Annotated in this window: 19 protein-coding genes and 1 pseudogene; 11 read left to right on the top strand and 9 right to left on the bottom strand. The window is 67.7% G+C overall.

Annotated elements, in window-relative coordinates:
* Positions 1 to 35: 35 nt before the first annotated feature.
* From FL344_RS22655 to FL344_RS22645, 3 genes are all read right to left on the bottom strand, one after another.
* Positions 36 to 509, bottom strand: coding sequence for a carboxymuconolactone decarboxylase family protein (locus FL344_RS22655; protein WP_141589229.1), 474 nt, complete (start codon positions 507 to 509; stop codon positions 36 to 38).
* Between the two features lie 83 nt (positions 510 to 592).
* Positions 593 to 2,506: a fumarate reductase/succinate dehydrogenase flavoprotein subunit gene (locus FL344_RS22650; RefSeq protein WP_141619977.1), complete on the bottom strand. Its 1,914-nt coding sequence runs from the start codon at positions 2,504 to 2,506 to the stop codon at positions 593 to 595.
* Positions 2,507 to 2,508: 2 nt separating this feature from the next.
* Positions 2,509 to 3,210: a succinate dehydrogenase cytochrome b subunit gene (locus FL344_RS22645; RefSeq protein WP_141619976.1), complete on the bottom strand. Its 702-nt coding sequence runs from the start codon at positions 3,208 to 3,210 to the stop codon at positions 2,509 to 2,511.
* A gap of 958 nt (positions 3,211 to 4,168) precedes the next feature.
* Between FL344_RS22645 and FL344_RS22630 the strand changes: the two genes are divergently transcribed.
* Complete coding sequence (locus tag FL344_RS22630) at positions 4,169 to 4,912, top strand: hypothetical protein (RefSeq protein ID WP_228565284.1); 744 nt, start codon at positions 4,169 to 4,171, stop codon at positions 4,910 to 4,912.
* A 120-nt stretch (positions 4,913 to 5,032) separates the two neighbouring features.
* On the opposite strand, the gene hflX is transcribed toward FL344_RS22630, so the two are convergent.
* The gene (gene hflX / locus FL344_RS22625) at positions 5,033 to 6,463 is read right to left on the bottom strand and encodes a GTPase HflX (protein ID WP_141619973.1); all 1,431 of its coding nucleotides are present in this window, start codon (positions 6,461 to 6,463) and stop codon (positions 5,033 to 5,035) included.
* 168 nt (positions 6,464 to 6,631) lie between these two features.
* On the opposite strand from hflX, the gene FL344_RS22620 reads away from it, so the two are divergent.
* From FL344_RS22620 to FL344_RS22600, 5 genes are all read left to right on the top strand, one after another.
* A complete protein-coding gene (locus tag FL344_RS22620) occupies positions 6,632 to 7,903 on the top strand; it encodes a DEAD/DEAH box helicase (RefSeq protein ID WP_141619972.1) in 1,272 nt (423 codons plus the stop codon).
* A gap of 213 nt (positions 7,904 to 8,116) precedes the next feature.
* On the top strand, positions 8,117 to 9,025 hold the full coding sequence (locus FL344_RS22615) for a CPBP family intramembrane glutamic endopeptidase (RefSeq protein ID WP_141619971.1): 909 nt from the start codon (positions 8,117 to 8,119) through the stop codon (positions 9,023 to 9,025).
* A gap of 126 nt (positions 9,026 to 9,151) precedes the next feature.
* Positions 9,152 to 10,051, top strand: a complete 900-nt coding sequence (locus FL344_RS22610; protein WP_141619970.1) for an RluA family pseudouridine synthase — start codon at positions 9,152 to 9,154, stop codon at positions 10,049 to 10,051.
* A gap of 552 nt (positions 10,052 to 10,603) precedes the next feature.
* Complete coding sequence (locus tag FL344_RS22605) at positions 10,604 to 12,337, top strand: FG-GAP-like repeat-containing protein (protein WP_194863211.1); 1,734 nt, start codon at positions 10,604 to 10,606, stop codon at positions 12,335 to 12,337.
* 376 nt (positions 12,338 to 12,713) lie between these two features.
* Complete coding sequence (locus FL344_RS22600; protein ID WP_194863210.1) at positions 12,714 to 13,304, top strand: GrpB family protein; 591 nt, start codon at positions 12,714 to 12,716, stop codon at positions 13,302 to 13,304.
* Positions 13,305 to 13,720: 416 nt separating this feature from the next.
* Here the strand turns inward: FL344_RS22600 and FL344_RS22595 are convergent, their stop codons facing one another.
* Positions 13,721 to 14,395, bottom strand: coding sequence for a hypothetical protein (locus FL344_RS22595; protein ID WP_228565283.1), 675 nt, complete (start codon positions 14,393 to 14,395; stop codon positions 13,721 to 13,723).
* 497 nt (positions 14,396 to 14,892) lie between these two features.
* Between FL344_RS22595 and FL344_RS22590 the strand changes: the two genes are divergently transcribed.
* The gene (locus FL344_RS22590; protein WP_228557745.1) at positions 14,893 to 15,543 is read left to right on the top strand and encodes a LysM domain-containing protein; all 651 of its coding nucleotides are present in this window, start codon (positions 14,893 to 14,895) and stop codon (positions 15,541 to 15,543) included.
* A gap of 606 nt (positions 15,544 to 16,149) precedes the next feature.
* Positions 16,150 to 16,689 carry a hypothetical protein gene (locus FL344_RS22585; RefSeq protein WP_141619967.1) on the top strand — a complete coding sequence of 180 codons (540 nt, stop codon included), beginning with the start codon at positions 16,150 to 16,152 and terminating at the stop codon, positions 16,687 to 16,689.
* A 68-nt stretch (positions 16,690 to 16,757) separates the two neighbouring features.
* Here FL344_RS22585 and FL344_RS22580 read toward each other — a convergent pair whose 3' ends face one another.
* Together FL344_RS22580 and FL344_RS22575 are read right to left on the bottom strand one after the other, a co-directional pair.
* Positions 16,758 to 16,988 (bottom strand): transposase, encoded by a 231-nt coding sequence (locus tag FL344_RS22580; RefSeq protein ID WP_228565289.1) that lies wholly within the window; start codon positions 16,986 to 16,988, stop codon positions 16,758 to 16,760.
* Positions 16,989 to 17,129: 141 nt separating this feature from the next.
* A pseudogene (locus tag FL344_RS22575) lies at positions 17,130 to 17,420 on the bottom strand (ferritin-like domain-containing protein); the annotation flags it as partial.
* A 35-nt stretch (positions 17,421 to 17,455) separates the two neighbouring features.
* Here FL344_RS22575 and FL344_RS22570 point away from each other — a divergent pair.
* Both FL344_RS22570 and FL344_RS22565 read left to right on the top strand, forming a co-directional pair.
* Positions 17,456 to 17,650 carry a hypothetical protein gene (locus FL344_RS22570; RefSeq protein WP_141619966.1) on the top strand — a complete coding sequence of 65 codons (195 nt, stop codon included), beginning with the start codon at positions 17,456 to 17,458 and terminating at the stop codon, positions 17,648 to 17,650.
* A 107-nt stretch (positions 17,651 to 17,757) separates the two neighbouring features.
* Positions 17,758 to 18,366, top strand: a complete 609-nt coding sequence (locus FL344_RS22565; RefSeq protein WP_141589213.1) for a DUF417 family protein — start codon at positions 17,758 to 17,760, stop codon at positions 18,364 to 18,366.
* A 5-nt stretch (positions 18,367 to 18,371) separates the two neighbouring features.
* Here the strand turns inward: FL344_RS22565 and FL344_RS22560 are convergent, their stop codons facing one another.
* Positions 18,372 to 18,902: an RNA polymerase sigma factor gene (locus FL344_RS22560; protein ID WP_228565282.1), complete on the bottom strand. Its 531-nt coding sequence runs from the start codon at positions 18,900 to 18,902 to the stop codon at positions 18,372 to 18,374.
* A 598-nt stretch (positions 18,903 to 19,500) separates the two neighbouring features.
* Between FL344_RS22560 and FL344_RS39270 the strand changes: the two genes are divergently transcribed.
* A complete protein-coding gene (locus tag FL344_RS39270) occupies positions 19,501 to 20,208 on the top strand; it encodes a hypothetical protein (RefSeq protein WP_228565281.1) in 708 nt (235 codons plus the stop codon).
* Positions 20,209 to 20,428: 220 nt separating this feature from the next.
* On the opposite strand, the gene FL344_RS22550 is transcribed toward FL344_RS39270, so the two are convergent.
* Positions 20,429 to 21,877: a glycoside hydrolase family 43 protein gene (locus FL344_RS22550; RefSeq protein WP_228565280.1), complete on the bottom strand. Its 1,449-nt coding sequence runs from the start codon at positions 21,875 to 21,877 to the stop codon at positions 20,429 to 20,431.
* Positions 21,878 to 22,049: the final 172 nt, after the last annotated feature.

The raw sequence follows: 22,049 nt of genomic DNA, 5'->3' as shown, positions 1-22,049 counted from the left end.
GGTACTCGTCGCGCGGGTGTTCAGCAGATTTCCCATCACGGATGCGACGCCGCGCGAGCCGGCGGTTGGTAGCTGCCGGGCACGGAGCGGAACGGGATGGCGATCCGGTTCCAGCCGTTGATGGTGATGACCGCCATTGTGAGGCTGACGAGCTCTTCTTCGCTGAAGTGTTGGCGCACGCGGTCGTACAGCTCATCCGTGACATCGCTCTGCGAGATGAGCGTCAGAGCTTCCGTCCATTCGAGCGCGGCGCGCTCGCGTTCGGTGTAGAACGGCGTCTCGCGCCAGGCCGACAGCGCGTAGAGCCGCTGCTCGGTTTCCCCAGCGACGCGGGCGTCCTTCGTGTGCATGTCGATGCAGTAGGCGCAGCCGTTGAGCTGCGACGCCCGAGTCTTGACCAGATCGAGCAGGGGGTGCTCGAGCCCACAGTTGCGGACGAAGCGTTCCAGGCCGAGCATCGCCTGATAGGCATTGGATGATTTCTGGAGGAAATCGAGTCGCTGTTCCATGTCGAAGGTCTCCTATCGGTTCCGGCGGCAGAGAACACGCGGGCGGCTGCGCACCCAGGTCCGGGCCACCTTTCGGTTCGTGCTCATTTGTAGCTCCTGGTCTCGGCCGCGACCGACTCGAAGGAGAGTGGCTCCTTGTGGAGCTCGGGAGGTCGATCCTGGCCGCGGTATTCCCATACCGACACATGGCAGTAGTGCGCGTCATCTCGGCGAGCCTCACCTTCCGCCGTTTGAAACTCCTCGCGGAAGTGCGCTCCGCACGATTCGCGCCGCTCGAGCGCGTCGCGGCACATCAGCTCCGCGAGCTCGTAGTAATCGGCGAGCCGCCCTGCTCGCTCGAGCGAGTCGTTCAGCTCGACGCCGGTGTCCGGCAACCGGAGATCTCGCTCGAACTCGCCCTGAAGCGCCTGGATGCTCTCGAGCGCGGAGGACAGCCCGCGCTCGCTGCGCGCCATGCCGCATTGTTCCCAGAGGAGGCTACCCAGCGCGCGGAAGTGGTCCTCGACGGTTCTCGTTCCTCGCGAGGCGAGCAGGCGCTCGAGCTTCACCTGCACGATGCGCTCGGCGTCTCGAAACGCGGGATGGTCAAGGTCGACCGGCCCTGGCCCGAAACGCGCCAGCTCGTCAGCGATGGTGTTCGGGACGATGAAGTAGCCATCGGCGAGCCCCTGCATGAGGGCGCTCGCGCCGAGGCGGTTCGCGCCGTGGTCGGAGAAGTTCGCCTCGCCGAGCACGTAGAGGCCCGGCAGGGTGCTGCGCAGGTCGTAGTCCACCCAGAGCCCGCCCATGGTGTAGTGGACGGCGGGGTAGATCCGCATCGGCGCCCGGTACGGGTGCTCGCCCGTGATGCGCTCGTACATCTCGAGGACGTTCCCGTAGCGTTCGCGAATGGTTCCGGCCCCGAGACGCGCAATGGCATCACCGAGGTCCAGATACACGCCGCGCCCGCCAGGGCCGACGCCCCTGCCCTGGTCACAGATTTCCTTGGCCGCGCGCGAGGCGATGTCACGCGGCGCGAGGTTGCCGTAGGTTGGGTACCGCCGCTCGAGGAAGTAGTCCCGTTCGCTCTCCGGGATATCGCGCGGTGTTCGCTGGTCCCCCTTGAGCTTCGGCACCCAGACACGCCCGTCATTGCGCAAGGACTCACTCATCAGTGTGAGCTTGGACTGATGGGGCCCGCTGACCGGGATGCAGGTCGGATGGATCTGCGTGAAGCAAGGGTTGGCGAAGCCGGCGCCCCTTCGGTACGCGCGCCAGATCGCGGTCGCGTTCGAGCCTCGCGCGTTGGTCGAGAGATGGTAGATGTTGCCGTAGCCTCCTGTCGCGAGGATCACGGCATCGCCGGCGAACGCCCTCAGCTCGCCCGTCCGGAGGTCGCGCGCGATGATTCCCCGCGCCCGTCCCTCGACCATGACGAGATCGAGCATTTCGGTCCTCGGATGCATGCGAACCTGGCCCGCGCTGATTTGCCGCTCGAGCGCCTGATAGGCGCCGAGGAGAAGTTGCTGCCCGGTCTGTCCACGCGCATAGAAAGTGCGCGAGACGAGCGCGCCCCCGAAAGAGCGTGTGGCGAGGAGCCCTCCATATTCGCGGGCGAAAGGGACTCCCTGGGCCACGCATTGGTCGATGATGCGGTTGCTCACCTGGGCAAGCCTGTAGACATTCGCCTCGCGGGAGCGGAAGTCGCCGCCTTTCAGCGTGTCGTAGAACAGCCTCCACACGCTGTCGCCGTCGTTGCGGTAGTTCTTCGCGGCATTGATGCCGCCCTGCGCGGCGATGCTGTGCGCGCGCCTCGGCGAGTCGTGGAAGGAGAAGCAGTGCACACGGTAGCCAAGCTCGGCGAGCGTCGCCGCGGCCGAAGCTCCCGCCAGCCCGGCGCCAACCACGAGCAGTGTGTACTTGCGCCGGTTGCTCGGACCGACCAGGCGTCCTTCGCGCAGTCGGCGCTCCCACTTTTGCTCGAGCGGCCCGCTCGGAATCCTCGCGCCGAGATCCATGGCTAGCGCACACCGACGAGCCAGATCGTGAGCGGAACGCTGCTGAAGCCGCCCCAGAGCACCAGGGCGAGGATCCACGCCACTGGTCGCCGTTTCGGCCGAGGCGAGGGACGCGACCTCCCGAGGCTCCGCAGCGAGGCCCATGCACCATGCCAGACATGCATCCCGACGAAGGCCAGCGCGCCGAGATAGATGGCCACCACCCAGGGGACGCGGAAGCCCTCCACGACGTTGTGGTAGACGTCATGCTTCTCGAACGGCACCGGCGCGATGGTCCCAGTGGTCAGATGGAGAATGTGGAAGACGATGAACCCCGCGAGCACGACGCCCGTGAGGCGCATCGTCCGAGCGGGCACGGTCGTGGCTCGTGGCCTGAGCCGGCGGTAAGCCACTGGGCGCGCGAAGCGGTCACGATTCCAGAGCAGCGCCGCCGCGCCGATGTGGATGACGGCGGAGGCAAGGAGCACCGCGCGAGCGGCCCATAGGAGCGGGGGCTCCCGAACGAGAAACGCGGAGTATTCGTTGAGGGCATCCCGCCCTCGGTAAACGAGGAGATTGCCGAGCAGGTGGAAGATGAGGAACACGACCAGCACGATGCCAGTCGCGGCCATGAGCACCTTCAGTCCGACTGTGGACCGCCACGGATGCCGGCGTCGCGAGGCGTCATGCGGGCGATCTTCAGTGAACTCACCGATGGATTGCATGCGCTCCCCTTCGCAAGGCTCGGCGGCCCGTGTCTCGCGGGCGGCTCCAGCGGCTGGCGAACATCAATCATCCGGCACCTTCCGCAGGCGTTGGTCCGCGCCCCTGGCAAAGAGGTGAGTTGGGCACGCAGGCCACTCACTGCAAGCCCAACGCCCCGTATGTCCCGCGAGTGCACAACGCCCATGTCGAGTCTGCGACGTAGGTGTGGCGTAGCGCCTCATCGAGCGCGATTTGAACGTCACAGAAGCGTCCGCGCGAGCGCGGCAAGAGCTCTCGGGTGACGATGCCCACCGCGTCCCCTGCTTCATGCGCTGCATGCACGGCCTTTCCTTGAAGGTGGGACCTGCGCCAACGGCCGTTGCGTGGATCCGCCCAGTACATCAGGCTCGCATCAAGACGAATTGAGACTCAGTTGAGGGTGGCGTGCAGGAGCAGAGTGGACGAGGAGGGCAGCTGACGGGGGGCGTCCGAGCTGTGTGCCAGGCCGGTGGAGAGGCCGAGCAGCCCCCTTGGGGTACACGCCTGTCCAGGCCGCCCTCCCACGAGGGGCGCGGCAGGGGCCTGGGTCTGTTGGCGATGGCTTGAGCCTCAACACCACGCGGCCTGGGGTGGTCCTCGCGCCGGGACCAGCCTTGCACTCGCCGTGGGCAGTCCCACGTGCTCCAGAATCGCTCGCACCCCGCCCTCCTCCTTCACGTTCGCCAGCACCCTCAAACCTGCCTCCACACCTCACGCAGGCCAAGACCTCGAAGTTGAAGGTCCTCCTCAGCAGTACCTCCTGCTTGGGGGAGAAGCAGTCCCAGGTTTCGAGAAACGCCCGCGACAGGCCCGTCCCGAGACTTCCGAGGGCGGGCCTTTTCGTGTCAGGATTGAATGAGCAACCGGCGCACGCGTCGATGCGCCACTCCGCCGGACTTCACCAGCGCGGACCCATTCCTCTTCCTAGGAGCAAACCTCATGAAGCGGCTCATCCAGGGGCTGTCCCTGACGTCTCTGTGTCTCTCTCTGGCGGCTTGTGGTGCCAACAAGTACTACACGCTGCCCGTCGACTCGCATGACGCCTCGACGACCAAGACGTCCATCGGCGTCTGCGCCCTGGAGAGCGGTCTCGAGTCGCAGTCCATGGACAACACGGCCATCGCCGTCACCTACGACGCGACCTCCATGATGTATTTCCGTTACAATGGGATGGACGCGTACACCTTCCATGTCTCCGTGGACGACAAGCAGGTTCCTCCGGAGGAGCTGGAGGCGAAGCTCGCCACGGTGCGCAAGAAGGGCGAGGAGCTGTACCTCTGCGCCCAGGACCGCATCAACCCGCGCTTCGTCGCCGCCCCGCCCCACGCGCCCGCGCAGACGAACGTCACCATCAACCTGAACGCCCCGGACGCGAACTCGCGGGACTCCCTGTCCGCTGGCGCGTCGGTGTCGACGAACACGAACACGGCCTCTGCCTCGACGACGTCCTCCTCCGCGTCGGTGGACCTGGGCGAGGGCACCTGCGCCCGCGCCGTAGACTGCTATGCACGGCTGGCCAAGACGGTCTGCGAGGGCGCGCAGGACTGCAGCTTCAAGGTGGAGATGTCCGGCAACGACGAGGCGGGCTGCCGTGACGCGCTGCTCCGCGTCCCGGACCTGATTCAGCCGTTCAAGATGATTCGCCCCAACCTCTCCGCGCCGGCCGTCTGCCGCGCCGAGTAGTCCGCTGGAACAGCCCGCCTCCGGTGCCGTGCCGGAGCGCGGGCGTCAGCGGCCTCCGGTTTTCCAGCCCGTGAGGCAGGCGGAGTGGACTCCCTTGGCTGGGGTGGCGCCGGGGAAGGCCTACTCCTGGAACGCCTGGGTGAGCTTCGCGATGGCCCCTGGTAGGCCCCGCACGCGCAGTCGGCTGCCGCTCTCGTCGTAGGCCTGGGACACCACCGTGGTGTGCTCGTACACCTCGCTGATGCGCCCCTGCCGGGAGTAGGGAATCACCAGGTCCGCCTCCACCATCGAGGACTCGAAGTAGGCGATGATGTTCTTGCGCAGCATCGCCACGTCGTCCGGCAGGTGCGCGGAGAGCATCAAGGCGTCCGGGTGCTTCGCGAGCAGCGCTTCCTTCGCCGCCGCGTCCAGCCGGTCCGCCTTGTTGAAGAGCAGCTTGCTCGGTACGGCGTCCGCGCCGATATCCCGGAGCACCGTGCGGGTGACCTCCAACTGCGCGGCCCACGTGGGGTCCGACGCATCCACCACATAGAGCAGCAGTGACGCTTCCAGGGCCTCGTCCAGTGTGGAGCGGAAGGACGCGACCAGGTCGTGCGGCAGCTTCTGGATGAAGCCCACCGTGTCGGAGACCAGGATGCGCGGACGGGTCTCCGGCTGCATCGCGCGCACCGTGGTGTCGAGCGTGGCGAAGAGCTGGTCCGCGACCAGCACCGTGCTGCCCGTCAACGCACGCATCAGCGAGGACTTGCCCGCGTTCGTGTAGCCCACCAGCGCCACCCGCAGCAGGTCCCTTCGCGCGTAGCGGCGGTGGTCCTGGTCCTTCTGGATGGCCGCCAATCCCTCGCGCAGCTCCGCCAGCCGGTCGCGAATCTTGCGGCGGTCCAGCTCCAGCGCCGAGTCACCCGCGCCACGCCCCTGCTGCCGCTCGCGGCCTCCGGTGGATTCGCGCAGCCGGGGGGCCAGGTAGTTGAGCCGGGCGATCTCCACCTGCATCCGCGCTTCGTGGCTCTTCGCGTGCCGGTGGAAGATGTCGACAATCACGCCCGCGCGGTCCAGCACCATCGCGCCAGTGGCCTTCTCCAGGTTGCGCAGCTGGCCGGGCGACAGCTCGTGGTCCACGACCACCACGGTAGGCCGAGGCCCCGCCTTGTCGTTTTCTTCCGAAGGCGGAGGCAGCAGCGCGTCCTCCGCCTCCACGTCGTCGGCCTCCTCTTCGACGGCCTCGCCCTCGGCGTCGGGCTCCGTGTTGGCGGCGGCCTCCCACTTCTCGCGAGCCTTCGACGTCCGGTCGCTCGCCCCGGACGTAATCACGCCCGAGCCTCCGGTGAGGGCCGCCAGCTCCTTGAGCTTGCCCGTCCCGAGCACCGTGCCTGTGGCCAGCCGTGTCCGCTTCTGGGACACGGTCGCCACCGTGTCATACCCCAGCGTGTGCACCAGCCGGCGCAGCTCCGCGAAGTCCGCGGCGTGCTCTTCGTCCGAAACGCCCGGAAGCTGGACACCGACGAGGACGGCACGCAGACGCTCAGGGAATGTGGAAATCGCCATGCGCATCCTCGTAACACGTCGGGCCGTCCCGCGACGGGGCGAGTCCACGCCCCCCGCCCCCCACTGGGTCCGGGCGATACCTTGCCTGGATGGGGAGGGGGTAGGAATACCGTGGGCGGACCTCTCGGGCAGGGTAGGGTTCCGCGTCCTCGCGCTACCCAAGGCTTTCTTCCCATGACATTCGCTTCGCTCGGCCTGTCGGAGGCGCTCACCCGCGCCGTGGCCGGACTCGGATACGACGAACCCACGCCGGTGCAGCGCGCGACCATCCCCGTGGTCCTGCGAGGTGGCGACGTCTGGGCTTCGGCGAAGACGGGCTCGGGGAAGACCGCCGCGTTCCTGCTGCCCATCCTGGAAGCCCTGCGGGCGCGTCCCGGAGGGTCGGTCCGACCAGTGCGGGCCTTCATCCTGGTGCCCACGCGGGAGCTCGCCGCGCAGATCGTCGATTCCATCCAGCGGTACGCCCAACACCTGAAGAAGCCGCTGAAGACCTGCATCGCTGTCGGTGGCGTCTCCGCCAACCCGCAGATGATGGCGTTGCGGGGCGGCGCGGACATCGTCGTGGCCACGCCCGGCCGCGCGCTGGACCTGGTGCATCAAAACGCGCTCCGGCTGGACCAGGTGGAGACGCTGGTGCTCGACGAGGCCGACCGGCTGTTCTCGCTGGGCTTCGCCGATGAGCTCAACAGCCTGCTGGCACTGCTGCCCACGCGCCGCCAGAACCTGTTGTTCTCCGCCACCTTCCCGCCCGCGGTGCGGAAGTTCGCGGAGCAACTGCTGCACGAGCCCACGCGCATCGACGTCGATGACGGGGAACTGCCCTCGACGGAGTTCATCCTCCAGCGGGCCCTCCAGGTGGATGTGCCCCGGCGCACGATGCTGCTGCGGCACCTGTTGGAAACACATGCGTGGAGCCATGTGCTCACGTTCGTGGCCAGTCGCTACGCGGCGGACCATGTCGCGCTGAAGCTGAACCGGGCCGGCATCGTCGCGACGTCCTTGCATGGGGAACTCAGCCAGGGCGCGCGCACGCAGGCGCTCGCGGACTTCAAGGCGAAGCGCGTGCGCGTGCGCGTGGCCACGGACGTCGCCGCTCGCGGCCTGGACATCGCGCAGTTGCCGGCAGTCGTGAACTACGACCTGCCCCGCTCGACCGCGGACTACGTGCATCGCATCGGCCGCACGGGGCGCGCGGGCGAAAAGGGCGTGGCGATCAGCTTCGTCAGCGCGGACACCGAAGCCCACTTCCGACTCATCGAGAAACGCCACCAGCTCGACCTCCCGCGCGAACAGGTGCCGGGCTTCGAGCCGACGGAAGTGGTCTCGACGACCACGCCGCCCCTGGATCCGAATGGCGGCGTGAAGGGTCGGCGCAAGAGCAAGAAGGACAAGCTGCGCGAAGCCGCCGCTGCCGCCGCCACTCGCCCTCCGAAACAAGGGCCGTAGCGGCTCCTGCTCCCCCGTGTCCAACAAGGCCACGTGCGATTTCGCGGCCATCAATGAGGATGCCACCCTTCCCTCCCCGAGCGTTCCCGTTGGAACACGTGCGTCGCATGAACGGAAGGCCGAGGAGGGCTCAGAAACCTGCGGGCGAAGCCGGTAGCGTGTCCGGAATCCCGCGAGGCCCCTGCCCCGTGGCCTGGACCGGAGGAACGCCCCGTGCGTCGTGATGTCGCCGTGCTGCTGGAGAACGCCCCGCCGCGGCGCCGGGCCCTGTCAGAAGCGGCGTTCGTGTTCCTCGCCGTCCTCGGGCCCTCGTCGGCGGGCCCCGCGGGTCGAGTCGTCCTGGCCGTGCTCGCGGTCGCGCTGCTCGCCTGGGGACTGGCCCTGCTGCGCCCCTGGGAGGCCACGCGCGCGGGCGCCTGGCTGGGCGTCCTGGGGCTCCTGGTGGCGCTGGGCGGCACGGGCGCGGGCGCCTGGGTCGCCACCGCGGCGGAGCAGGAGAAGGGCTTCTCCCTGTCCATGGCGCCCCTGTGCATCCGCGCACTGGGGATGATCCTGCTGGTGGCTGTGCTGGTGTGGCGCGACGGACAGGGGCCCGCGCAGGTAGGGCTGGCGCGCGAGGGCTGGGCGAAGGAGCTGCTGCTCGGCGTGCCGGTGCTCGTCGCCACCTACGCGGTGCACATCGCCGCGTCGGTGCCCATGGCGGCCGTCGCCGTGGCGTTGAAGCTGGTCGACAAGGAGATGCTGGCGCGCAAGGGCCTGGCCGCCGCGCTCATGGACACTGGCCTGGACGTGCCCGCCTTCGCGGCCATCATGGTGCTGGTGACAGGCTTCGAGGAGTTCGTCTTCCGGGGCTTCCTCGTACCCCGCCTGCGCGTGGTGCTGGGCCGCTGGGTGCCCGCGGTGCTGGTCGCGGCCGTGCTGTTCTCCGTGGGCCACTTCTACGAAGGCACGCTCGCCGTCTTCCAGACCTTCGTGCTGGGGGCCTGGTTCGGGTTCGTCTTCTGGTTCCGGGGACGCCTGCTGCCCCTGGTTGTCGCGCACGCGGCCTTCAACACCATCAGCTTCGCGCTGGTGATGTGGCTGTCGAAGTCAGGCTTCCTGGACAAGCTGCCGCCGCTTTGACGGCACCCCGGCCCCGGGTGAGTCCCCGTGGTGCCTCCCCTTCGTCGGAGGTGAGTCAGACGCGGAGTGCGGCGACCGGAGGTGGAGTGCCTCCCACCGCGAGCCCACGCGGTGTAGGGTGTTCGAGTGCTGCTCAACGACGGCTATGTGTATCGCGAGAAGCTCGGGCGCCGACCGGGCAGCAGCGCGCTCGCCCATATGACGGACAAGTATCGTCACTCCTCGGAGGAGGAGTGGCGGGCACGCTTCGCTCGGGGCGAGGTGCGACTCGATGACGTCACCGCCGACGGCTCGGAGCCGCTGAAGCCGGGGCAGTGGCTGTGCTGGCACCGCCCGCCGTGGGAAGAGGCGGACACTCCGCAGTCCTTCGAGCTCGTGTACGAGGATGCGGAGTTGGTCGTCGTCGTGAAGCCGAGCGGGCTGCCGACCCTGCCCTCGGGAGGCTTCCTGAAGAACACCCTGCTCTCCTTCGTCCAGGCACGATGGCCGGAGGCGGTTCCCATGCACCGCCTGGGACGCGCGACGTCGGGCCTCGTGCTCTTCACCCGCACCCGCGACGCAGCCGCGCGCCTGGCGAGCGATTGGCGCGAGGGCCGCGTGCACAAGCGCTACCGCGCACTCTCCCAGGGACTCGCCGCCCAGGAGTCCTACGACATCCGCGCGCCCATCGGGTTGGTGCCCCATCCTCGGCTGGGCGAAGTCCATGGTGCCAGTGCGAGGGGAAAGCCCTCACACAGCACGGCCCGGGTGCTGGAGCGGCGCACCGAGCACACCCTCTTTGAGGTGGACATCCACACGGGGCGCTCCGAGCAGATCCGCATCCACCTCGCCTTCATCGGCCACCCGCTCGTGGGGGACCCGCTCTTCGGCGTGGGCGGCCTGCCGCTGGCGGAGAACCCCGGCCTCCCTGGAGACGGCGGCTATCTGCTGCACGCGGAGTCACTCACCTTCCTGCATCCGCGCTCGGGCGAGCACGTTCAGCTTCAGGCGCCACCCCCGCTCGAGCTCCGCGTCCAAAGCACCTGACGGTAGCGCCCGGGGTCATCCCTCGAGCCACGCGTGCGCGCCGGCCATCGGGTGCCGCGCGGCGAGTCTTGGACCGTCGATTCCGGGCCAGTCCGAACGCCTACCTCGCAGCGATAGAGCGGGAGCTCAGGCGAGCTTTTCCGGCGTGGCTTTTGTGCCGCCGGAAAAATTGGCTGGAGAATTCAGAGGTTTCACGCCCAAGGCGAACACCGTTTTCGGGGTGGCGGCGGGATGTCGCGAACGTCATGTTCGGCACAGGCATGGCGCGCTGGCCTGATACAAAAACTGCCTACCCAGCCGCTGGAATTCGATAGAGCACGGAGGCGTATTTCTCCGAAGTCTCCCGGCCAACGGCGTGAGTGCAGTGGCACGTTCAGGGGCTTTTGCCTTTGTGCAGGGAATGGGCAGTCGTGCCTTCACCTTCACAGTCCCTGTGTCACGCGCTGCACGCCTCGCGGGCGGACTTCCGAGCTGTGCCTCACGACGCCTGGGGCATATGGTTTGCCTTTACAGGCCACGCATGGCCGGCCGGAGCCAACTGACCAGGGATGGATGATGCTTCAGGTGTATGAGCGCGGCCTCGTTGCCGCACTGTTGATGGGACTCCTCGTGGCGTGCTCCGGTTCCAGTTCGGAGGGTGGGGACAAGGACCCTCCGCCGAGGCCGGAGCCCGAGGTGACGACTCCAGGGCCACCGATGGACGTCCAGGCCACGCCAGGCATCCGGTCCGCGCAGGTGAGCTGGAAGGCGCCCACCTCGAACGGCGGCGGCGCCATCGTGAAGTACACGGTGACGGGCTCCGGGAGCATCATCGCCACGACGACAGGCGCCACGCAGGTGGTGGTGTCCGGCCTCTCCGACGGCACGAGCTATACCTTCCAGGTTCGCGCCACCAACGCGGCCGGAGATGGACCTGAGTCAAGCGCTTCGGTCGCCGTGACGACCCACGACCTGCCGAGCGCCCCCCGAATCATCGATGTCGTCTCCCTCAACACGGCGCTGCAGGTGAGCTGGGAGCCTCCGACCTCGGACGGACGGGCGACGGTTCACTCGTATTCCGTCGAGCTCCTCGCCGGGACGTTCCAGCGCTCCCTGTCCGCGCAGGGCACGAGCGTGGAGCTCACGGGGCTGAGACCGGATACGGAGTACCAGGTCGTGGTCCGGGCGGTGAATGCAGTGGGGATGGGGCCGCCCTCGGCGCCGCGACTGTCGAAGACACGCTGTGACCATGTCGGACTGACGAAGCTCCCACAGGTCTCCGTGGAGGCCGAGCTCCGGGGATTGGTGGCGGGGGACTTCGACAAGGACGGGAAGCTGGACCTCGCCGGGACGCGAATGGCCGAGAGGACCGTCGCCACCTTTCTCGGGCAGGGGGATGGGAGCTTCCGCAAGCAAGGGGAGTTCGCGGTGGGCGCGGACCCGAAGAGCGTCCTCACGGGGGACTTCGACGGCGACACGCTGCTGGACCTGGTGGTGCTCAACACCCGGACTCAGTCGGTGAGCGTGCTACCCGGCCTGGGGAATGGCGACTTCGGGGCGGGACGCAGCACCCTCACGGGCGCGGGCCCCTGGGCGATGACGACGGCGGACTTCGATGGAGATGGGAACCGGGATGTCTTCACCGTCAATACGAGCCTCACGACGGGGTCCTCGACGCTGAGCTGGATGAAAGGCAACGGGATGGGCTCGCTCACCCGGCTGGATTTCCCCCTGTCCTTCGCCGCGCTCACCGTCACCACCGCGGACTTCGACGGGGACGGTCACCTGGACGTGGTGATGCCCGCCTCGCTCGTCTCCGACTTCTATGTCTACTTTGGCGCGGGCGATGGCTCGTTCCGCGCGGCGTTCCGGTATCCCGCCCAGAACGCGCCCAGGCATGTGGCCGCGGCGGACTTCAACAACGATGGCCGGGCGGACCTGCTGGTGACCAGCAAGGGAGATTCCTTCAACGAGCCCGCGGTGAGCGTGAGACTGGGGCGCGGCGACGGCACGTTCGAGGCCGCGAAGAACTTCGACGTGCTGGGGGAGGTGGGTGAGCTGGCCGTGGCGGACTTCAACCAGGACGGTTGGTTGGACGTCGCCGTGACGAATACGGCCAAGAACACGGTCAGCTTCCTGCGCGGCATGGGCGATGGTTCGCTCTCGGCGAGACAAGACGTGGTCCTGGACGGCGCGCCGCTGGGGCTCGCGGCTGGGAACTTCAGCGGCGATGACAAGCTCGAGCTGATGGTGAGCCAGGAAGGCAGCGCCTCCCTCACGATGCTGACGACGAGCTGCCTGCCCTGACGCGTCCTCGGGTACGGCCCCCGCTTCGGTGGTGGCACCGAAGCGAGGGCTGCGCGGGAGCGGGGCTCAGCCCATGTGCGCACCCGCTGACTCCTGGTCCAGCGCCCGCTGGCGGGCGAGGTGCCGGTGGGCAAGCAATCCCGCGATGGAGTCGGCGTCGCATGCCCTCGAGCAGGGCGCTCACCTGCGCCCATGGGGTGTCAAAGCCCTCCTTCGCCATCAGGCGCGAGGACGCGGCGCCGTGCTTCGCCGCTGGCTTCGTGGACAGGCGCGGAGGTGAGGGGTATCCGGCTCGAGGCGTCCTGGTTGGACGATGACAGTTGCCTGCGGGTAGACGCGGTCGCCGGAGTTCACATCATGAGCGAGAATGCCCAGCATGCCACGCCCCGAAGACATCATGCGTCATTACGATGCCGACCCAGACGAGAACCCCTGGGTCAAAGGAAAACCCGCTCCTGAGAAAGTTGCAGTCGTTCCCTATGATGCCGGATGGCCGACGCGCTACGCGGAGCTTGCCGTGGCCATCCAGGGGGTGATGGGCGCATCGGCCGTGCAGGTCGAGCACGTCGGCTCGACCGCCGTGCCGGGCCTTCCCGCCAAGCCCATCATCGACATCGACCTCATCGTCGCCGACCCCACGCGCGAGGACGACTATGTGCCCGCCCTCGAGAGCCTGGGCTACGACCTCATCATTCGCGAGCCGTCCTGGCATCAGCACCGCTGCCTGCGGCTCGCCGCGCCACGCGTGAACCTGCATGTGTTCGGCCCGGACTGCCCCGAGGTGATTCGCCACGTCATGTTCCGCGACTGGCTGCGCGAGCACGACGACGACCGGCAGCGCTACGCGGCGGTCAAGTACACCTCCGCCGAAGGCATGGACGATGTAATGGAATACAACCGCCGAAAGGAGCCGGTGATCCGCGACATCTACGCGCGGCTCTTTCGCGCGGCGGGTTGGATTCGCTGAGGCGCGGCGCGTGCCGGGCGTCGTGGTGTTCGCCAGGCTCCGCCGGATTGAACCGCCCCCCAAGCTCCTGGCCGGGCGAGGCTGACCGGAAGCCCTGCTCTTGCCGGCCTGCCAGCGCCAGAGGTGCCCGGCGCTCCTTCCGGGAACTCATGGGTTCAGGGGCGCTGGGCGTCATCCTCGCCAGGGGCAGCTGGCGCTTCACCGCGAAGACGTAGCCCGTCCCGCCGGCCTCGTAGCGTTCGTGCGCATACGTGGCGCTCCCGCTCCCGATGCGTCCGCCGAACCGGGCTGCCGTTGGCACCCAGCCCTACCCCCTCGGCTCCTCCACAGACACTCCGCCCATCGCTACGCCGAAGGAAATGAAGCCGCTCATCCACCGCCGCAGAGGAGCTGCGTCTCATCCGCATCGAGGAGGCTCAGAAGCGCCCCGTCACCCCGACGAGCGCACCGCCTTGAGTCAGGCCCAGCACCGGAGCAGCCTGGGCTTCCGGCAATTCCGCGCGCACTGTCCCGTGCGAAGGGCTCGACGATCGCGAAAGCCAGTAGCCCGTGAACGAACCGATGAGAGGAGTGACCAGCATCCCGACAGTGCCAACCCTCGCCACGCGATCGTGGCGGCTGGTCGTGAGCAAGGCGAATGGAACCGCTCCCAGTGCGGCGCCCAGGAAGGTGGGGCCGAAGTTGCCCCTCCCGTTGAACTTGTTCCCCGTGAGGTAGATGGCCAGCGACGTTCCGAGCGTGGTCCCCAGGCTCATTGGAATGGCGAACGCGAATGTGTCTCCGCAGCGCGTCAGCGAGCAGTTGCCATCCAGCGCTGCGCCGACCAATCCTCCCACCAGCGTGCCAGTGAAGAGCCCGACGCCGCCCAGGAGCGTCCCGACGACCAGGTGCCCTCCAAGTGAGTAGTCATCATCCGGCACCACCCCGGAGCCCTGCGTCGGCGAGGCTGTGGACGGTGACGCGGTGGAGGACTGTGACGCCATGTCCACGGGAGGCTCGCGGACTTCCTCCTTGGGAAGCCCCTGTCCTCGCGCCAGCAGCGGCATCCACACCAGCCCCATGACCAGGACGCGCATCAGACGAGTCATCATCCCAATACCTCCGCGCAACGAGGAAACGAAGGACTTCGCTTCGCGCACCCTGGGCGGAGGTGGCCTTCATGAAAGGAATGCGGGTACGTCGGAGCAGGCTCCCCCACCGTCCGCCCTGGATACCATTCGATGGAACCATGGTTGCCGTGACGGAGTCGTGACGGCACCAGACGGCGTCCAGGCAGGAGGAACGTCACGGTGCCGGCTTTTCACGCCGGATAGCCGTCGCTCCAGCCATGGACGTCGCTGACCAGTCGCCGCATCAGGCGCAGAGGGGGCAGTCGTCAACATGCGGCGCGATGACCGCTCCACGGGAGGGGCTCGGCAGGAACCTTCGCCGAATGTCCGGCCCCTGGCACGCCATGGGTGCGCCCGCACATGGAGAGACGCGACCGACGCTCTAGGTGAAACCTGGAGGCTCCCCAAACAATCCAAGAATCTTGGAAGAGGGAAGCAACTCCGCCGGGGAAGTCCCGAGAATGGGGGTAGGAGCTACCATGTCCATCTACCGCATCCGTACCAACGATACCCTCTCCGGCCTGGCGGCCCGTTTCGGCACCACGGTGGAGAAGCTTGCCCGTGACAACAACATCACGAACCCCGACCTCATCTACGCGGGGAACACGCTGCGCATCGGGCACTCCGGTCGCGACAGCTTCGACGCCGGTGGCGGCCCTCAGGGCGTTCGCGGTGGAGGCTCCTCGGGTGGCGTGAGCGGTGGAGCCGACGTGGGCGGCCCGACGGGCGCTGGGCCCAGCAACGCGTCTGCCGCGATGCGTCGACTGGCGGATGCGGCCCGCTCGGCGGCCATGGGCATGGGCGGCTACAACAGCCAGGGCCTGTGCGCCACGGGCGTCAGCCGGGCCATCCGCAATTCCCTGGGCATTGGCGTGTCGGGCAACGGCAACCAGATTGACAACAACCTGCCGCGCGACAAGTTCAAGCAGGTCAACATGTCGCTGGAGGAGGCGCTGAAGATTCCGGGCCTCGTCCTCACCTGGGAGAGCACCTCCACGCGCCTGGGCAGCATCTACGGCCACACGGCCGTCACCCTGGGTGATGGTCACTCGTCCGCGAGCGACTTCATCGAGCGCAACACGACCAACAGCGGGCGCACGGGCTTCAAGGTCTTCATGCCCATCGTGTAGTGCCTGCTGCGCAGATGGCATCCCTGGAAGCCCCTGGCCCTGTAGAGGGTCGGGGGCTTCGTCGTTTCCAGCGGAGGGCGTGTCGAGGGTACCCCAGGGAAACCACGGAGAGCGCCCGGGTGTGTCAGGCATGAGCGCCACCAGCCGATACCGCAGTGCCATGGGTTCGCGCGTCCCACCACCTCATTTGAGGGGGAGGGTGTCAGGTCACACCAGGCCAGACAGAGAAAGGCATCGCGCTTCATGCCACTGAGGTGAGATGTGAATGCGGGCGAGTCCCCGAACACCCTCCACCCAGAGGGCCTCCGCTCTTGATGCGAGACATCATGCGAGACATCGGGTTCCCGCTCATGGGTCGTTGGACACCGCGTTCGGGGTGATGCCTACGCGACCCAGGCGCAGTTCGCTGAGTGGCAGCTTTCCACCGCTGGGGGCATCAAGGAGCGAGTGGATGCGTGCAGATTGCCCGCGAAGAGAATGGCTTTGCTGTTACCCTTCCCGCGCTTCCCCCGCGAGCAAAGGAGTCATTGCACGATGCGATTCTTCAAAAGGGCTGTCTATCTTTGTGCCGCAGTTCTCTTCCCTGCCTGCGGCGGAGAGGATGGGATGACCGGGCAGGACGACGCGCTGGCGCAGCAAGAGTCAGCGGTGTCATCCGTGTCGCTTGACGGATGCATCTACAGCATCTCCGCGTACCCGCAGCCGAACGTGACGCCGACTGTCTATGACGTCAAGCTCTTCCGCCAGCCCATCCCGACGTGTGTGTATGGTTACGGCAGCGTGACCCTGGGCACGTCCATCGTCTATGAGCCGACGCGGTCGGTGGCGGGGAATGCGCTGGGAATCGCCGCGAGCTACACCAAGAAGTCGAGCCTCAGCGGCAGCGCGCCAATCACCCTCAGCGTGCACCACGTGGACCCGGCCACACTGACCGTCATCCGGAGCAGCGGCTTGGGCGTCTACCTGGGGGCGGGCAACATCGTGTCGGAGAACGTGGCGATTGCCGCGGACGGCACCACGGTCACCGTCTCGGGCTCGAAGACCGGCGTCATCTCGGGAGAGAGCGGCAGCGGGAGCCACTACACAGCGAGGTATCCAGACTTCTTCACCAGCACCACGCCGCCGACGATCATGGCGTTCCCGTGAGGCCTCGCCTCGCACCTCGGGCCACATGAGGTTTGGGGCGGGAGAAACCTCGTCCGAGGACTCCCGCCTCAAGGCTCGGCCTGCGCTCCTGCCTGAGGGACCAGAAATGGCCGCAGTCTTGCGCCTGGAGCGCTGACGCCATGAAACCTCGTGAGGTTTGCCCGAGACGGAGGCACCAGGGACGCCACACGCCGTAAGAGCGCCAGCCCGGTGAAGAGCAGGTGCGTCGTGCCGTCCGGCAGCGAGCGCTTCCTGTGCCAAGCGATGCGGGCATCCTCCGCTCGTGACAAGCGCTCCAGCGCCAGCGCGCCACTCCCTCAAGGAACGGCTGAGGGAGGTGCTCGCGGACGTGCCGCCAACGTGAGCGGCACGAGCCTTGGGCCGATACGCCCCTGAGCAAACCTCGACTCCGTGGCCGCATCAGGGGCAGGCCCGACGCCTCAATTCCAGAGCTCCCGCGAGAGCAGGTCCACCATCGCGACGGCGGCCTCCGGTTCGGGCAGCCCGAGCGCCCGCAGAAGCGCCGCATCAGTCGGCGCGGAGACCTCTTCACGCAGCGCATCCACCGCCCGCCGACGTGCCGCGCGCACCGCCTCCTGCTCGGCGGACGGCAGTCGCTCTACCGCCCAACGGTCGATGGCCCAGGACAGGTCTGCGTGCCGGGTCTCGTCCTCGGCGATACGGACCATCGCCTCGCGCACCTCGTCGTCCTCCGCGTGCAGGGCCTGATGCATGGCACCTCCCCGGGAGACCGCGCCCACCCCAGGTGCTCGCGCCGCTCGAACAGTTTGCGCGCCGCAAGGAGCCGCGCTGGCAGCCGATCTTCGTCGCCCGCAGCGCGCGCAGCGTTCCTCCAGGCGAACAGGCGCTCGCGCCCACGAAGGAGCTCCCCCGGACACAGACGCGGCGCTGGTCGGCGCTGGTTGCCGGCGCGCTGCTCGTCGCCGCGCTCGCCTTTTGAATGCTCCGTGTAATGCCCGGGCGGGACGAAACCTCATGACGGCATAGCGCAAGCGTTCGAGTCCGAAACCGTGGGCTCGGGCGCTTCCCACAGCAGGAGATCCATCCTTGTCCCGTATCGAGTCGCTCCTCCGCCTCGCCGCCCGTGCCGACCGCATCGGAATGAACGTCCTTCGCGCCGGCCTGATCGTCGTCCTCGTCTGGATTGGCTCGCTCAAGGTCGCCGAATACGAAGCCGACGGCATCGTCCCCTTCGTGGCCAACAGCCCGGTCATGAGCTTCGTCTATGCATACGACGCCCCCGAATACCGGCAGCATATGAATGCCGAAGGCGCGCTCGTTCCCGCCAACCGCGCGTGGCACGAGGCGAACGGGACCTATGGGTTCTCCTACCTGCTCGGTGGCGTGATCGTGCTCTTCGGCCTGCTCATCGCCGCCCATTGGTGGCGCCCGGAGCTCGGCGCCATCGGCAGCGCCCTCGTGATCGGCATGTCGGTAGTGACGCTCTCTTTTCTCGTCACCACACCTGAGAGCTGGGTGCCGGCGCTCGGCGACGCCCACCACGGCTTTCCGTGGCTGAGCGGCCGCGGGCGGCTGGTGGTCAAGGATGCAATCATGATTGGCGCCGCCATCGTCACCATGGCCGATTCCGCGCGGGTCTGGCTGGCGCAGCGCAAGCCGCAGCCGGCCGAGCGGCTCCACCGCGCCGCCGCCTGAGAGCGCTACTCCTCCATGCACGCGCGGAGCTCACGCTTCGCGCGGTGCAGGAGCACGGCGACGTTTCCAGGTGTGGTGCCCAGGAGATCCGCCACACGGACGCCCGGCTGCTCCTCGAGCAGGCGCAGCGTCACCACCTGGCGCTGCACCGCGGCGAGCTTCTCCACGCATTGGAAGGCGAGCACATGCGCCTCGGCATGCTCGATGAGCGAATCGACGCTCTCCCGATCGTCGGCCAGGCTCTCGACCACTTCACGGTCGCTGAGATGCGGCCGTGCGAGTTCGTGGCGCCGCCGCTTGTTCCGCGAGTGGTTGCGCACGAGGATCGCGAGGAGGTTGCGGCTGTCGTCCTCCTCGTACGCGAGCTTCCGCGCGTGGGGCAGGCCGAGGAAGGTCGCGAAGGCGTCCTGGACCGCGTCGAGCGCGTCGTCTGCGAGCAGGCCCTCGTTTCGAGCCACCGCCGCGAGCGCGCCGCGATGGTCGCGCACCAGGCGGGTGACCCAGGAAAAGAACCCCTTCTCGTCGTTGCACTCCATCTCCAGCTCCTTTCAGCGGCAGATCCGGCAAGCAACCGTCGCCCCCTCGCGAAGCTTCCTGCACGCCTTTCGTTACGTCGAAAGGGCGCAACGTAGCCGATGCGCCGATGCGCATTCCACCCAACTTCCTGACGGCGACTACTTCCGTGGCTGCGTCGACAAGGCCGCGTGAAACCGCAACCGTGCCGAGAGCGAACGTGGCCATTTGTTCGGCCAACGCGACCTTCGTTGAGAGCATGGGGTGGCTACCTGGAGCAGAGAGACGAGGAGGGCCGCCAACGGTGGCGGCCGAGCTGTGTCCCAGTCCGGTCGAGAGGTTGCGCAGCCCCTTGGGGACACGCCTGTCCAGGCCGCCCGCCCACGAGGGGCGCGGCAGCTGACGGAGACAGGCATCTGCTCCCCACCGAACCATGGCCTCTGTCGCGCGGCGACGCCGCTTTCATCTGAAAGGGGCCATCTCTCCGGCGACCTCCAATAAGGGCCGCCCCTTCCCCTGGCCCAGTCGGCCCGCGAGCGCGCCCCCCCTGAGCGGTTAGGCCAGCCGCAGGCCGCCCACCGCGATAGGAACCTTCGCGCGTGTCCAGGCGTCCACCGGTGCATGGTTCCCATCCTGCTGCTCCTCACCCTTGCCTCTGTCGACGCGGAGCGCGACGCCCCCCTCCCAGAGCGGGCCTATGCCGAGGTGGTCTCCGAGTTGGAGTCCCGACGACACGCCTTCAGCACGCGGTGGCACCAGCCCGGCGCCGAGCGCATGGCCTTGCGTGACGAGGCCCGCGCAACCGTACTCGATGCCATCACCCGACACCTGATGCCGGCCTGGTACGGCACACCGTGGGAGTTCTACGGCGACAGCCAGACGCCACGCACAGGGAGCATCGCCTGTGGTTACTTCGTCTCCACGGTGCTGCGAGACGCCGGCTTCCGCGTCGAGCGTACGCAGATGGCCCAGCAGCACGCCGAGTACATCGTGAAGGCGCTGGCACCTCCGAAGAAAATCTGGAGGTTTCGCAACCGTCCCGTGTCCGGGGTTGTCGACCGTGTGAGGCGCGCCGGTGAGGGGCTCTACGTCGTCGGGCTCGACTACCACGTCGGGTTCCTCTGGAACGACAGCGCGCGGGTGTGGATGTGTCACGCGTCCTACCTGGGCGAAGCCACGGTCGTCTGCGAGGACGCGCTCACCTCCCCCGCGATGGTGTCGCGCTACCACGTCGTCGGGAAGTTGCTTGAGAACCGGATGATGGACGCCTGGCTGGAAGGCCAGGTGCTCCCTGTCTTCATCCCGCCGGGGCAGGAGCCGACCGACTGAGCTTCGGATGGTGGAAGAGAGACTCCGGCTCACGATGACGCCGATGTCCGCCCGGATGCTTCAACCGAAGGGCGTGGTCTTCCGCGAGCTGCGAGGTGCCTCGAACCATGCGGAGCTGTCGATTGCCTTCTGCGGGCAAACCGCCCTCCCCCGCCGCCGCGCACCTCCGCGCCGTGGCGCATGAGGCCGCGGCGCGGAGGCCGTCGTCACAGCGAAGCCGCTACGGCATGGGCCGCGAGCTCGCCGACGGCGCGGACGGAACCGAGGGCCAGCCATTGGGCCACGTGATTGCATCCACGAGCATCACCCGCGCCGTGTGGGCGCTGTTCCACGCGTGGTAGACCATGTACATGTCACCGCGCGGCCCAGTGACGACGGAGTTGTGTCCCGGCCCCACCCAGCCGCCACCCGTCTTGAGAATCGGCGAGCCCAGCTTGGTGTACGGGCCCAGCGGGCTCGTCGCCCGCGCGACGCCCACGGCATAGGTGCTGTTGTAGTACGCGTTACCGCTATAGAAGAGGTAGTAGTAGCCTCCCCGAGCGACGACCCATGGCGCCTCGACGACGCCGCCCTCCCACGAGAGGTTGTTGCTGATGAGCGTCTGGCGCGAGCCCACCAGCGACAGACCATCCGCTGACAGCGCCTGCCCGTAGATGGGCGTCGGCCGTCCCACCGCATTGCCGTCCGCCTTCCACACCAGGTAGGGTGCCCCGGTGGTGCTCGTGAAGAAGGTGGCGTCAATCATTCCCATCGCGGTGTCATGCACGAGCGGCCGGCCGATGTCCGTGAAGGGCCCGAGCGCGCTCGCCGACGTCGCCGCGCCGATGGACAGCTTCCCGTTCGAGTGCCGCGCGGTGAAGTAAGCGATGTAACGCGTCCCCACCTTGTGGATTTCCGGCGCCCAGAAGTCGCCCGTCGCCCAGGTGGGCTTCGACGCCGACGGGAAGATGGAGCCCGCGCTCGTCCACGTCACCAGGTCCGTCGACGTGCGCAGGGGGAACGCATTCGCCGCACCGCCGGACGTGCACGCGGCGACGTACCGCGTCCCATCACGGATGACGCCGGGGTCCGCGCAATCCACGGGGACCACCGGGTTCCGGTACAGGCCGCCGCACCCCGTGTAGCGGAAGGACATGCCGCACGCGCCCGTGCCGCTGAAGTACGGCCTCCACCCGTTGGAGAGCACCGCGTACGAGTTGCTGCCCTCGTTCGTGCAGGCCCGATCCCAGAACACGCGCCCGCTCACGTCGTCGTACTGCGCGGTGTGTCCCGACGGATGCAGCCACGACGCAGCATAGGTGACGCGCGTCGAGCACGCGGTAGCCCCGGCACAGTCCGTGTCGAGCGCCATGACACAGGCGTTGTTGCCGGTGAAGTACGGCCGCCAGCCGTTTGAGAGCACCGCATACGAGTTGCTGCCCTCGTTGATGCAGGTGCCATCCCACGTCACCAAACCACTCGCGATGTCGTACTGCGCGGTGTGCCCCGAGGGGCGGATCCACCGCTCGCCGTAGGTGATGCGAGTGCTGCACGCGAGCGACGCGTCGGCGGTGCCTACCGGGGCCTCCTCCGCGAGCGGCGTGTCGATACGCTCGTCGCCACAGCCGGATGCAAACGCAGAGAGGACGCACACCACCGTGAGCGCCAGAATGCGAGGGAACTTCCTCATGGAACCACCTCCAGATGGAGGGGCATGAGTTAGCACGAAATACCAGCAAAACAAGAAATACAAACCCTCTACATCCCGACCAATGTCCTTCAGTCGACCAGAGACAACAGCACTTGAACCTCCACCGGCATGAGCACCGGGACACGCATGCCTGGCGCGCTACCTATTCAAT

The organism is Myxococcus sp. AB036A, assembly GCF_006547355.1.
GTDB classification, from domain to species: Bacteria; Myxococcota; Myxococcia; order Myxococcales; family Myxococcaceae; genus Myxococcus; species Myxococcus virescens.
The sequence above is the reverse complement of the archived record's forward strand: the minus strand, read 5'-3'. Positions and strand labels throughout refer to the sequence as shown.

Coding starts and splice junctions, on each gene's coding strand:
- FL344_RS22655 (WP_141589229.1), bottom strand. CDS start 509: ATGGAACAGCGACTCGATTTCCTCCAGAAATCATCCAATGCCTATCAG.
- FL344_RS22650 (WP_141619977.1), bottom strand. CDS start 2,506: ATGGATCTCGGCGCGAGGATTCCGAGCGGGCCGCTCGAGCAAAAGTGG.
- FL344_RS22645 (WP_141619976.1), bottom strand. CDS start 3,210: ATGCAATCCATCGGTGAGTTCACTGAAGATCGCCCGCATGACGCCTCG.
- FL344_RS22630 (WP_228565284.1), top strand. CDS start 4,169: ATGAAGCGGCTCATCCAGGGGCTGTCCCTGACGTCTCTGTGTCTCTCT.
- hflX (WP_141619973.1), bottom strand. CDS start 6,463: ATGCGCATGGCGATTTCCACATTCCCTGAGCGTCTGCGTGCCGTCCTC.
- FL344_RS22620 (WP_141619972.1), top strand. CDS start 6,632: ATGACATTCGCTTCGCTCGGCCTGTCGGAGGCGCTCACCCGCGCCGTG.
- FL344_RS22605 (WP_194863211.1), top strand. CDS start 10,604: ATGATGCTTCAGGTGTATGAGCGCGGCCTCGTTGCCGCACTGTTGATG.
- FL344_RS22600 (WP_194863210.1), top strand. CDS start 12,714: ATGCCACGCCCCGAAGACATCATGCGTCATTACGATGCCGACCCAGAC.
- FL344_RS22595 (WP_228565283.1), bottom strand. CDS start 14,395: ATGATGACTCGTCTGATGCGCGTCCTGGTCATGGGGCTGGTGTGGATG.
- FL344_RS22590 (WP_228557745.1), top strand. CDS start 14,893: ATGTCCATCTACCGCATCCGTACCAACGATACCCTCTCCGGCCTGGCG.
- FL344_RS22585 (WP_141619967.1), top strand. CDS start 16,150: ATGACCGGGCAGGACGACGCGCTGGCGCAGCAAGAGTCAGCGGTGTCA.
- FL344_RS22560 (WP_228565282.1), bottom strand. CDS start 18,902: ATGGAGTGCAACGACGAGAAGGGGTTCTTTTCCTGGGTCACCCGCCTG.
- FL344_RS39270 (WP_228565281.1), top strand. CDS start 19,501: ATGGTTCCCATCCTGCTGCTCCTCACCCTTGCCTCTGTCGACGCGGAG.
- FL344_RS22550 (WP_228565280.1), bottom strand. CDS start 21,877: ATGAGGAAGTTCCCTCGCATTCTGGCGCTCACGGTGGTGTGCGTCCTC.